General features: G+C 31.2%; 9 protein-coding genes and 1 riboswitch. All 9 genes read left to right on the top strand.

Annotated features, from left to right (window positions below):
* The first annotated feature begins 217 nt into the window (after window positions 1–217).
* Window positions 218–299, top strand: a riboswitch (cyclic di-GMP riboswitch).
* Between the two features lie 74 nt (window positions 300–373).
* Window positions 374–3,520, top strand: a complete 3,147-nt coding sequence (locus tag ABCP60_RS09600; RefSeq protein WP_343101667.1) for a SpaA isopeptide-forming pilin-related protein — start codon at window positions 374–376, stop codon at window positions 3,518–3,520.
* Between the two features lie 147 nt (window positions 3,521–3,667).
* A complete protein-coding gene (locus ABCP60_RS09595) occupies window positions 3,668–4,579 on the top strand; it encodes a bifunctional enoyl-CoA hydratase/phosphate acetyltransferase (RefSeq protein WP_343101666.1) in 912 nt (303 codons plus the stop codon).
* A 343-nt stretch (window positions 4,580–4,922) separates the two neighbouring features.
* Window positions 4,923–6,845 carry an anaerobic carbon-monoxide dehydrogenase catalytic subunit gene (gene cooS / locus ABCP60_RS09590; protein ID WP_092923564.1) on the top strand — a complete coding sequence of 641 codons (1,923 nt, stop codon included), beginning with the start codon at window positions 4,923–4,925 and terminating at the stop codon, window positions 6,843–6,845.
* 215 nt (window positions 6,846–7,060) lie between these two features.
* On the top strand, window positions 7,061–7,840 hold the full coding sequence (locus ABCP60_RS09585; RefSeq protein ID WP_092923567.1) for a carbon monoxide dehydrogenase accessory protein CooC: 780 nt from the start codon (window positions 7,061–7,063) through the stop codon (window positions 7,838–7,840).
* 136 nt (window positions 7,841–7,976) lie between these two features.
* A complete protein-coding gene (locus ABCP60_RS09580; protein WP_343101665.1) occupies window positions 7,977–9,653 on the top strand; it encodes a formate--tetrahydrofolate ligase in 1,677 nt (558 codons plus the stop codon).
* Between the two features lie 87 nt (window positions 9,654–9,740).
* Window positions 9,741–10,373: a cyclodeaminase/cyclohydrolase family protein gene (locus ABCP60_RS09575; RefSeq protein ID WP_092923574.1), complete on the top strand. Its 633-nt coding sequence runs from the start codon at window positions 9,741–9,743 to the stop codon at window positions 10,371–10,373.
* Between the two features lie 67 nt (window positions 10,374–10,440).
* Window positions 10,441–11,313 (top strand): bifunctional 5,10-methylenetetrahydrofolate dehydrogenase/5,10-methenyltetrahydrofolate cyclohydrolase, encoded by an 873-nt coding sequence (locus tag ABCP60_RS09570; protein WP_092923577.1) that lies wholly within the window; start codon window positions 10,441–10,443, stop codon window positions 11,311–11,313.
* 24 nt (window positions 11,314–11,337) lie between these two features.
* Window positions 11,338–12,015, top strand: a complete 678-nt coding sequence (locus ABCP60_RS09565; protein ID WP_092923580.1) for a methylenetetrahydrofolate reductase C-terminal domain-containing protein — start codon at window positions 11,338–11,340, stop codon at window positions 12,013–12,015.
* Between the two features lie 32 nt (window positions 12,016–12,047).
* Window positions 12,048–12,929 (top strand): methylenetetrahydrofolate reductase, encoded by an 882-nt coding sequence (locus tag ABCP60_RS09560; protein WP_166506009.1) that lies wholly within the window; start codon window positions 12,048–12,050, stop codon window positions 12,927–12,929.
* Window positions 12,930–12,996 lie beyond the last annotated feature (67 nt).

Genomic DNA, 12,996 nt, shown 5'->3' with positions numbered 1-12,996 from the left:
AAGAAGTATACCTTGTATATGGGCACTTGAGGTATATGGAGTTAATAGTGCAACCGACTATTCAGATAATAAATCATTATTATCTTGAATAGTCTTTTTTATTTTAAAATAAAAGTTTATTGATAAGACATTAATGAAAATCAAATGAAAGCTAACAATTTTATATAGCATAAATGCGCACAAAGCAAAATTATTAAAAGGGCATAAATACATATAAGCTAAAAATAGGAATGAAGAAGTATACCTTGTATATGGGCACTTGAGGTATATGGAGTTAATAGTGCAACCGACTATTCAGATAATAAATCATCATTATCTTGAATAGTCTTTTTTATTTTAAAATAAAAAAATTTAAAAAGGGTGGTGAAATTTATTGAAAAATAAATACAAGTTAGGAAAAAAAATAATATCGATACTTACGTCAGTACTAATGGTTATAAATGTGTTAATTAATACGCATTTTGCGTATGCTGAAGAAGTTAAGACAGATAATCAAGAGGATACAATAGAAGTATCTATAACCTGTGATAAAAAAGAGGTTGAACCTAGAGAAAAGTTGAATTTTAAACTAGAGTATAAGGCTAAATATGGTCCAGGGAGTATAAAACCAGGTGATACTATAGAATTTGAAATGCCTAGTTGGCTTGAAAGATTTAGCTTTAAATTCCCCCCAGAGCATTTTAAAAGTGTACAAATGGAAGGTAATAAAGTAGTAGCAACTTTTGGGGATGATGTTTATGATGCAATAGGAGGATATGTTAATGTATCAGCATATGCAGATAAAACTGAAGAAGTAGATAATCAGAAGATAGAAGTATGGGTTGATGGAAAAACAGTTACTAGCATAGAAATAGCTATAAAACCATCTGATGAAACAGAGCCTATAATAGATAGACAGCTTCTTAAAACTATAAATAATTATGACCATGTAGATTCGGATGGAAATACGGTAGGAAATATATATTATCCAGTACTAGGAAAAACTCAACAATATAGAGTATATGTTAATGAGAAATTTTCAAATATATCAAATGCAGTATTAACAGATAATATGCCTGAAGGAATGGAGCTTATACCAAGTTCTGTAAATGTAATTAAAATAGAAAGAGATAGCGCAGAAACAGATGTCACAGATAGCTTAAATATAAGTAAATCATCTAATAGGCTTAGTATAAACTTTGGAAATATTAAAGATAAATATATTGTAACTTATAAGACAAAGATTACTCAAAATTTGAGTTCTTATAAGAACACAGCAGTATTTAATAAAAGCGATGGTAAGTTAAATAGTACTGTTATATTAAAACAAAAAAATGAAGCAAAAGATGTTATAAGTAAGTATAGTTATACTTCTGCGAAAAATTCAGAAGGTAAAAATGTAGCATCTATGAACGAAAATGTAAGATATAGAATAGACATTAATGAAAATAGGTCAAATCTTAAAAATGTAACTTTAAATGACTTTACACCTAAAGGAATGGAACTTTTAAAGGACAGTATAAGTATAGGTAAATACAATAAAGATGAAAGCTTTGAGTGGGTAACAGATCAATTTAAAGATAAAATAAACACTAATAATGGAAATTTAACTATAAATTTTGGAAACGTAGATGATTACTATATTGTTTGTTACGACATGAAGATTACAAATGTTGAAGATTCGTACTCAAATACTGCAAAGTTATCATACAATGGAACTAGAAATAGTGTTGATGATACGGTTAAATATGAATATAATGCAGGGGCTATAAATGCTCACAAATCTGTTGATAAGACTAAATTAGAAAAAGATGATGACCAAAGTGTTGTATATTCTATAAACTTTGAGAGTTTTGGTGTATTCCAAAAGGGATATATAGATTTAGTAGATAAATTAGATCCGAACGTAAAGATCGTAAAAGTTGAAGTTCCAGATGCTTTTTCTAGTAAAATAGATAAAGAAAATAATACAGTCAATATTATCAATGATAAGGGACAAATAAATTACAAAGAAAATTTAGAAGTAAAAATATATACTGATTTTAGCAATGTAAAAGATGGAACAACTGTATCAAATATAGCTAAAATAAATGGTAATCCAAGTAATAAAGTTGAAACTAAAAAGGGATATGCTTTTGAAGCTATTAAAGTTGATAGTGAAAATAAGGAAAGTAAGCTTAGTGGAGCTATATTTAATCTAAAAGATTCTAATAAGAAAGTTATAGGAAAATTAACTAGTGATGAGAATGGATTAATTAAATCAGATGTAGATAATGTAGGAACATATTATTTACAAGAAGTAAAAGCTCCAGAGGGATATTCAGTAGATGGAAAAGACATAAAGTTTACTATAGAAAAAAGTGATATAGGAACTGTTAAAAATATAGGAACTATAACAAATGAGAAAACAAATGGAGAAGTAGAAATAAAGAAAGTAGATAAAGATAATACAAGTAAAGTGTTACCAGGAACAGAGTTTGAAATACAAACACAAGATGGGCAAAAGGTAACAACGATAATAACTGGAGAAGACGGAATAGCAAGAGCAAGTCTAAAGCCAGGTAAGTATCAAGTAGTAGAAACAAAAGCATCAAAAGGATATCTATTAACAAATGAAGTGAAAAACTTTGAAATAAAGTTTAATCAAAAAGAAGATGTAAAATTAGTTTTTGAAAATGAGAAGGAAGAACCTACTACTGAAAATATTAACAATGAGTTAAGTGGAGAGGTAGAAATAAAGAAAGTAGATAAAGATGACACGAGTAAGGTGTTACCAGGAACAGAATTTGAAATACAAACACAAGATGGACAAAAGGTAACAAAAATAATAACTGGAGAAGATGGAATAGCAAGAGCAAGTTTAAAGCCAGGAAAATATAGAGCAGTAGAAATAAAAGCATCAGAAGGATATCTATTAACAAATGAAGTACAAAACTTCGAGATAAAGTTTAATCAAAAAGAAGATGTAAAATTAGTTTTTGAAAATGAGAAGGAAGAACCAACTGTAAAAGATACTAATAATAAGCAAAGTGAATCAGAGGATAAATACAATAATGATAATGAAGTAGTAGATGAAAAAACAAATGGAGAAGTAGAAATAAAGGAAGTAGATAAAGATAATCCAAGTAAAGTGTTACCAGGAACAGAGTTTGCAATACAAACACAAGATGGAAAAAAGGTGACAACAATAGTAACTGGAAAAGATGGAATAGCTAAAGTAGGTCTAGAACCAGGAAAGTATCAAGCAGTAGAAATAAAAGCACCAAAAGGATATCCATTAACAAATGAAGTACAAAATTTTGAGATAAAGCCTAATCAAAAAGAAAATGTAAAATTAGTTTTTGAAGGTCAGAAAGATGAAGTGTCTGAAAAAAATACTAATAGCAAGACAAAGGAATTAGAGAATAAATATCATAATGAGGATAAAGTATTAGATAAAAATACTGATACTCCTAAAACAGGAGAAGAATCTATAATAGGGTCTATTGTATTAGTTATATTAGCTTTAGCTGGGATTATATTTATAAACAAGAGAAGTTAAATAAAAAAATAGTATTAGTGTATTATGCTAATACTATTTTTTTATTTAACTTCTAATTTTATAGAATATTTAGACTATACTGCTATAAAACTATTTTAGTACTAAATGTGATATTATTTAAATATATATAACAAGGGGGAGTATGAGATGATAAAAGATTTACACGATATGTTAGACAAACTAAAGCAAGAAGAAAAAGTAATACTTTCAGTTGCAGCAGCAGAAGATAGAGAAGTTTTATTAGCTATAAAAGATGCAGTTAATAAAGGAGTTATACAACCAATATTAGTAGGACAAGCAGATAAAATAAAATCTATATCAAATGATATAAACTTTAAGTTAGAAGGTGTAACTATTATAGATTCACCAAGCATGGAAGAAAGTGCGAAGATTGCTGTAGAGTTAGTGTCAAAAGAAGAAGCTGATTTTGTTATGAAGGGATTACTTGATACATCAATACTATTAAAATCAGTGCTTAACAAAGAGTATGGCCTTAGAACAGAAAGTTTACTTAGTCATGTAATGATATATCAACTTGAAAATTACCATAAGCTTTTAGTGCTAACAGATGGTGGAATGAACATATCTCCGGAGTATGAGCAAAAAGAAAAAATACTAAAAAATGCAATACAAGCAGTTAAATGTTTAGGTATGGATAATGTAAAAGTAGCCTGTTTAGCAGCAAAAGAAAAAGTAAATCCAAAAATGCAAGCTACAGTGGATGCAAGACTATTGCAAGAAGCTTGCAAAGAAGGCAAATTTGGAGAAGGCGTTATAGTCGAAGGTCCGCTTGCATTTGATTTAGCTATATCAAAAGAAGCAAGTGAAGTAAAAGGATTTAAAAGTGAAGTAAGTGGAGATACAGATATATTATTAGTTCCAAATATTGAAGTTGGAAATGGAATAGGAAAATCATTTACATATATGGCGAATGCGAAATCAGCAGGAATTATAATGGGAGCAAAAGCCCCAGTAGTATTGGTATCAAGAGCAGATAGTCATGAATCTAAGCTATATTCTATAGCATATGGAGCACTTATTGCCAAGAGCATGAAATAATATATACAAATAATGTAAACAATATTATAATATAAATAGGTAAACGTTTTTAGAAAAATTCAAATTAATAAAAATTTTAAATTAATATATATTTTTCAATAGATAATATGGGGAAAATATAAAATATACTTCTTATATAAAACTTTATACAAGAAGTATATTTTATATAAAAAAATAACTTATATTGAGCAAACTAATTTTGTTAAAAAAATATTTAAAAGAATACCAAATTAACAAAATTTAGTATATAATCAAATTAGGGAATCAATAACTTTAGTCTTACAATGGACATAATTTTTTATCACCTCTAGGATTAAAAATCAAGGAAAAAGGGGATAGGAATATGGATAAAAAAATGATGACTATCGATTTGAACAGTCAAGCTATGTTAGATAAGGCTGCAAAAGATGGTGTAGAAACTATGTATGATAGAAAGCTTTCTATGAAGGCTCAATGTGGATTTGGTCTTCAAGGAACTTGTTGTAGAATATGTGCAGCTGGACCTTGTAGAATAACTCCTAAAACTCCACTTGGATTATGTGGAGCTGATGAGCATGTAATAGTAGGTAGAAACTTTGCTAGAATGGTTGCAGCGGGGACTGCAGCTCACTCTGATCATGCAAGGGGTATAGCTCATACATTATCTTTATCTAGTAGAGATGGAAACTACACTATAAAAGATGAAGTTAAATTAGTTAATTTAGCTAAAGAATGGGGAGTAGAGACTGAAGATCGAGATATATATGATATAGCTCATGAAGTTGCAGATATAGCTTTAATGGAGTTTGGTAAACCACATGGAGTATTAAACTTCTTAAGTCGTGCTCCAAAGCAAAGACAAGAAATATGGAAAAGATACGCAATAGAACCAAGAGCTATAGATAGAGAAATAGCCACAATAATGCACTCAACTCATATGGGATGTACAGCTGATATAGATAGTTTAATAAACTTATCAATGAGAACTTCATTATCAGATGGATGGGGTGGATCAATGATAGGAACTATATTCAGTGATATACTATTCGGAACACCAACAGTTAGACAATCAGAAGCAAATCTAGGAGTATTAGAAGATAATAAAGTAAACATAATATTACATGGACATGAACCATCATTATCAGAGATGATAGTTTTAGCATCTGAAGATCCAGAATTAGTAGCATTAGCTAAAGAAATGGGAGCAGATGGAATAAACTTAGCTGGTATGTGTTGTACTGGTAATGAGGTTACAATGAGACATGGTGTAAGAACTGCAGGAGACTTCCACCAACAAGAGTTAGCTATCGTAACAGGTGCTGTAGAAGCAATGATAGTTGACGTTCAATGTATATTCCCTGCATTAGCAAAAGTCGCAGAATGTTATCACACTAAATTCATAACAACATCTCCAAAGGCAAAAATAGCAGGATCAACTTATATAGAATTCACAGAAGAAACAGCTCTTGATGATGCCAAGAGAATAGTAAGAGAAGCTATACTAAACTTCAAAAATAGAGATAAAGAAAAAGTTGAAATACCACAGTTAAAATCTTCAACAACTGTAGGATTCAGTGAACAAGCAATAATAGGTCAATTAGATAGAGTTGTAAACTCTCAAATAGATCAAGCGGGAACTGTTAAACCATTAGTAGACTGCTTAAAATCAGGAGTATTAAGAGGGGTAGTTGGTGTTGTTGGATGTAACAATGCAAGAAGTACTTCAAATAAAGCTCATGTTACTATAATGAAAGAATTAATTAAAAACGATATACTTGTAGTTACTACAGGTTGTGGTGCTTCAGCTGCTGGTAAATTTGGACTATTAACTAAAGAAGCTAGAAGTATGGCTAGTAAGGGGCTTGCAACAGTTTGTGAGTTAGTTGATATACCTCCAGTAATACACTTAGGTTCTTGTGTTGACTGTAGTCGTATATTATCTGTAGTGTCAGAAGTTGCTAAGTTCTTAGATATGGATATGTGTGATATTCCAGTAGCAGGTGTAGCACCAGAATGGATGTCAGAAAAAGCTGTTGCTATAGGTACTTATGTTGTAGCATCAGGGATAGATACATACTTAGGAATTATGCCTCCAGTTGCTGGTTCTGACAAAACTGTTGAGATATTGACTCAAACATTACAAGATTCAGTAGGAGCTACATTCAAGGTAAATGAAAATCCTGAAGAATTAGCTCAAATGATAATACAAGATATAGAAAAGAAACGTGTTCATTTTGAAAAATTAGTAGAAGAAAAAATGAATGAAGAAGCTACTGTTGAAGCTTAATAATGCAAAATAAGTAATAATTATTTATTAGTCTAAAAACGATAAGTGGATATAAATATAACAAATATCTACTTATCGTTTAATATAAATAAAAGACTAAAAATAATTAAATTTAAATAAATGTAGACATACAAAGGGATTGACCAGATTTAAATAAAGAAAAACAGAAATAAACATTAAAAAATAAAGTAACTAATGACAAAAGGTGGTATAATATGAAAATAGCAATAACAGGTAAGGGCGGAGTAGGTAAAACAACTTTTTCTTCAATGCTATCTAGAATGTTTGCAGAAGATGGATATAGAGTACTAGCAGTTGATGCTGATCCAGATGCAAACTTAGCTTTAGCACTAGGATTTCCAAGAGAAGTCTATGAGTCAATAGTTCCAATCTCAGAAATGAAAAAACTTGTTTCAGATAGGACTGCTGCATCAGTAGGATCATTTGGAAAAATGTTTAAAATGAATCCTAAGGTAGATGACATACCAGAAAATTTATGTAAAGAACATAATGGAGTAAGGCTACTTACATTAGGAACAGTAGATTCTGGTGGTAGTGGATGTGTTTGTCCAGAACATGTACTACTAAAAAGGCTATGTTCACACTTAATATTACAAAATAAAGATGTAGTTGTTATGGATATGGAAGCAGGTATTGAACATTTAGGGAGAGGAACAGCTGAAAGTGTAGATGCATTTATAGTAGTTGTTGAGCCTGGAGAAAGAAGTCTTCAGACCTATAGAAAAGTAAAAAAGCTAGGACAAGATATAGGAGTTAAAAAAGTATTTGTCGTAGGAAATAAAATTAGAAATAAAGAAGACGAGGAATTCATAATCTCTAACCTAGAGGATGGGGAACCATTAGGATTTATATACTATAACCAAGATGTTATAGACGCAGATAGATCAAACAAATCTCCATATGACACAAGTGAAGAGACTAAAAATCAGATAAAAGCAATTAAAAACCATCTAGTTAAATTGCAAAATATATAACTGAAATGTCAAAAATCTAACTTTTAAGTGTCATAATAATTATGTTAAACACTATATGTATTTAAAACCATTAACTTTGTGGTATACATACATAGTGAAATATAAAATTATTAAATTTGTAGGAGGAGATTGAGTAATGGGATTTAAATCAGATATAGAAATAGCACAAGAAGCTAAGCCACAAGATATAAGAGAGATAGCTAAAAAATTAAATTTATCAGAAGATGATATAGAACTATATGGTAAATACAAAGCTAAAGTAGATTACAACTTATTAAAAAAAGACAATGGTGGGAAAAAAGCTAAATTAATATTAACTACAGCTATAAACCCAACTCCAGCAGGAGAAGGAAAAACTACTACAACTATAGGTGTAGCTGATGGATTAGCTAAATTAGGAGAAAATGTATTAGTTGCATTAAGAGAGCCTTCTTTAGGACCTGTATTTGGTGTTAAAGGTGGAGCAGCTGGTGGAGGATATGCGCAAGTTGTTCCTATGGAAGATATAAACTTACACTTTACAGGAGATTTCCATGCAATAGGAGCTGCGAATAACTTATTAGCTGCTATGCTTGATAATCACATCCACCAAGGAAATGAATTAGGAATAGACTCTAGAAGCATAACTTGGAGAAGATGTGTTGATATGAACGATAGACAACTAAGAAATGTTGTTGACGGTTTAGGATCAAGAGGTGATGGTGTAGCTAGAGAAGATGGATTTGATATAACAGTTGCTTCAGAAGTAATGGCTGCTTTCTGTTTAGCAAGTGATATAGTTGATTTAAAAGCTAGATTAGGAAGAATAATAGTTGGATACAACTTTAATGGAGATCCTGTAACTGCTGAGCAATTAAAAGCTAATGGAGCTATGGCTGCATTATTAAAAGATGCATTAAAGCCAAATTTAGTTCAAACATTAGAAGGAACACCTGCATTTGTACATGGTGGACCATTTGCTAATATAGCTCATGGTTGTAACTCTGTTATAGCTACAAGAATGGCTATGCACTTTGCTGACTATGTAGTAACAGAGGGAGGATTTGGTGCTGACTTAGGTGCTGAAAAATTCTTAGATATAAAATGTAGAATGGCTAACTTAAAGCCAGATGCTGTTATAATAGTTGCTACAGTAAGAGCATTAAAATATAACGGTGGAGTACCAAAAGATCAATTAAATAATGAAAACTTAGAAGCTTTAGAAAGAGGAATTCCAAACTTATTAAAGCATGTTGAAAATATAACTCAAGTATTTAAATTACCAGCAGTAGTGGCTATAAATGAATTCCCAACTGATACAGAAGCAGAAGTTAACTTAGTAAGAGCTAAATGCCAAGAACTAGGTGTTAACGTTGCATTATCTCAAGTATGGGCAAAAGGTGGAGAAGGTGGAATTGAGCTAGCTAAAGAAGTTATAAGATTAACTAGCGAGCCAAATGAATTTGAATTCTGCTATGAAGATGATTTATCAATAGAAGAAAAAATAAATGCTATAGCTACTAAGATATATGGAGCTGATGGTGTAGATTTTACTCCACAAGCTCAAAAAGAATTAGCAAAATTAGAAAAAATAGGATGCGGAAAAATGCCAATATGTATGGCTAAAACTCAATATTCTTTAACTGATGATCAGACTAAGTTAGGAAGACCAACAGGATTTAGAATAACAGTTAGACAATTAACAGTATCAGCAGGTGCTGGATTTATAGTTGCTTTAACTGGGCAGATAATGAAGATGCCAGGACTTCCAAAAGTTCCAGCAGCTGAAAGAATAGATGTTGATGAAAATGGAGTAATCTCAGGATTATTCTAATAAAGGAGAATGAAACAGTAGAGTATGACTATAGTCATACCCTACTGATTACATATAAAAACCTTAGATGATTCAAGGGGGAAGAAAATGAAAATATCAGAAAAAACTTGTGTTGAATTTGTAGAAGTTTTAGCTTCTAAATCAGCAGTACCTGGAGGAGGAGGAGCAGCTAGTCTAGTTGGAGCTATAGGAATGGCTTTAGGTAGCATGGTTTGTAACTTAACAATAGGTAAGAAAAAATATGCTGAATATGAAGAAAGCATAAAAGAAATCTTAGCTAAAGCAGGAGATATAGAAAAGAAATTATTAAGCATGATAGATGAAGATGCAGAAAACTTCTTACCTCTTTCAAAAGCTTACGGTCTTCCTACATCAACTGAGGAAGAAAAGAAGATAAAAGAAGAAACAATGGAGAAAGCTTTAAAGGTAGCTTGCGAAGTTCCAATAAATATAGTAAGAGTATGCTTTGATGCAATAAAATTACATGAAGATTTAGTAGATAAAGGTTCAAGACTTGCAATAAGTGATGTAGGTGTTGGAGTACAATGTTTAAGAGCTGCTATACTTAGTGGCCAATTAAATGTAGTAATAAATATTAATTCAATAAAAGACGAAGAATATGTAGCTAAAGTTAAAAATGAAGTTGATACTTTAGTTGAAGAAGGCGTAAAGATATGTGATGAAGTTTACGCTAAAGTTGAAAAAGCATTAGGTAAGTAATTATTTAAATAGAAATCAAGAATTACATAAAGTATATAAATATAAATTAATAGGGGGAATTGGATCCATGGAAACAACTATAACAAAAGGACAAATAATAAAAGGAAAGCCAGTTGCTGACCAAATAAGTGAAAACTTAATAAAAGAAGTTAATGAATTAGTTAAAGAGGGTATAAATCCTAAGTTAGCTATATTAAGGGTAGGTGCAAATGGAAGTGACTTAGCTTACGAAAGAGGAGCATTAAAAAGATGTGAAAGCATAGGAATACAAACTCAAGTTGTTGAATTACCAGAAGATGTAACTCAAGAAGAATACATAAAAACATTAAAGGGATTAAATGAAGATAAAAATGTTAATGGTATATTATGCTTTAGACCTCTTCCAAAGCAATTAGATGAAGAAGCTATAAAGTACATAATATCTCCAGAAAAAGACGTAGATAGTTTCAGCCCAATAAACTCTGCTAAAGTTATGGAAGGAGATAAAACTGGATTCCCTCCATGTACACCAACTGCAGTAGTTGAAATATTAAAGCACTATGGTGTTGAATTAAGTGGATCTAAGGTAGCTGTATTAGGTAGATCAATGGTTGTTGGAAAGCCTGCTGCAATGCTTTTATTAAATGAAAATGCAACAGTTACTATATGCCATTCAAGAACTAAAGATTTAGCTAAAGTAACTTCTGAAGCTGATGTATTAGTTGCTGCTGTTGGTAGAGCGAGAATGGTTAAAGAAGATTTCGTTAAAGAAGGAGCAGTTGTTATAGATGTTGGTATAAACGTAGATGCAGAAGGAAACTTATGTGGAGATGTTGATACTAACGCAGTACTTGATAAAGTATCTATGATAACTCCAGTTCCAGCAGGAGTAGGTTCTGTAACTACATCTATACTTGCTAAGCATGTAGTTAAAGCTTGTAAGTTACAAAACAACAAATAAGATAAGTTTTTAGGGGGAATAGAGATGATAGTTTCTGAAAATAAATCAATGCAAGAAATTTTAGGATTCTTAAAGAAAGCTCAAAAAGTTGTTATAGTTGGATGTAATGAATGTGCAGCTACTTGTAAAAGTGGTGGAGAAGAAGAAGTTTTAAAAATGAAAGAAGCTTTAGAGTCAGAAGGAAAAACTGTTTTAGGATACACTTTACTAGAACCTGCATGTAATCTTTTAAAATCTAAAAAGGATTTAAAAGTATTAAAAGAAGAATTAAAAGAAGCTGATGCTGTTTTATCTATGGCTTGTGGAGATGGAACTCAAACCATAGTTAAAAATATAAAGAAATTACCAGTATATCCAGCAAATAACACTATGTTTATCGGGGAAACAAAGAGAGTTGGAGAATTCGAAGAGTCTTGTAAGGCTTGTGGAGAATGTGAACTTGGATGGACTGGAGGAATATGTCCAGTAACTGTATGTGCTAAGGGATTAATAAATGGTGCATGTGGTGGAGCTAAAAATGGAAAATGCGAAGTTAGCCCAGAAAATGATTGTGCTTGGATAATGATATATGAAAAGTTAAAGGAATTAGATCAATTAGAAAATATGGTTGAGATGAGACCAATGAAGGATTATTCAAAGCAAAACAATCCAAGACACTTAAACTTAAAGAAAAAAGAAGAAGAAGCTTCAGCTGAGGCTTAGATCGTTTAAAAGGTTAAAAGGGGGATTTTTTCATGAGCTTATTAAGAGAAACATTAGAAAGTGGGAAGTTTGCAGTAACAACTGAAATGGCACCACCAAAAGGTACAGATCTTTCTCACTTAATAGAGTGTGCAAAACCATTAGTAGGAAGAGTTCACGCTGCAAATGTAACAGACTTCCAATCTGCAGTTATGAGAACTACTTCGCTTGCTACATGTAAATTATTAAAAGATGTAGGATTAGAACCAGTAATACAAATGACTGGTAGAGATAGAAATAGAATAGCAATACAAGGAGAAATGTTATCTGCTGGTGTATTTGGAATAAACAATATGTTAGCTTTAACAGGAGACCATACAGTAGTTGGAGATCATCCACAAGCTAAAGGAGTATTTGATTTAGATGCTGTTGGTATACTTCAAACTGCTGAAACTTTAATGAAGGGTACTGACTTAGTTGGTAACGCATTAAAAGGATCACCAGAATTTTTCTTAGGAGCTTCTGTTACTCCAGAATATGCTCCAATAGAAGTACAATTATTAAAAATGCAAAAGAAAATAAATGCTGGAGCTAAGTTCTTCCAAACTCAAGCTGTATATGATATAGAACATATGAGAGAGTTTAGAAAGTTAACTAGAGATATGGATTGTAAGGTATTAGCTGGTATAGTACCTTTAAAATCTCCAGGAATGGCTAAGTTTATGACTGCTAATGTTCCTGGTATATTTGTTCCAGATGATCAAATAGAAAGATTAAGAGCTGCAGGAAAAGAAAATTGGGTATCAGAAGGTATAAAGATGGCTGGAGAGTTCATAAGACAATTAAAAGAAGAAGATTTATGTGATGGTGTTCACATAATGGCTATAGGAGCAGAAGAAAATGTTCCAGCTATATTAGATGCTGCAGGTTTATAATATATAGATAAATAGCTATGTTGCTTAAGTTTTCTAACTTAAGTAACATAGTATAAATAGATTTTAT

This window comes from Romboutsia sp. MSSM.1001216sp_RTP31141st1_G3_RTP31141_220114 (genome assembly GCF_039031195.1).
Lineage (GTDB): Bacteria > Bacillota > Clostridia > Peptostreptococcales > Peptostreptococcaceae > Romboutsia_C > Romboutsia_C hominis.
This window is presented reverse-complemented; position numbering and strand designations above follow the sequence as displayed.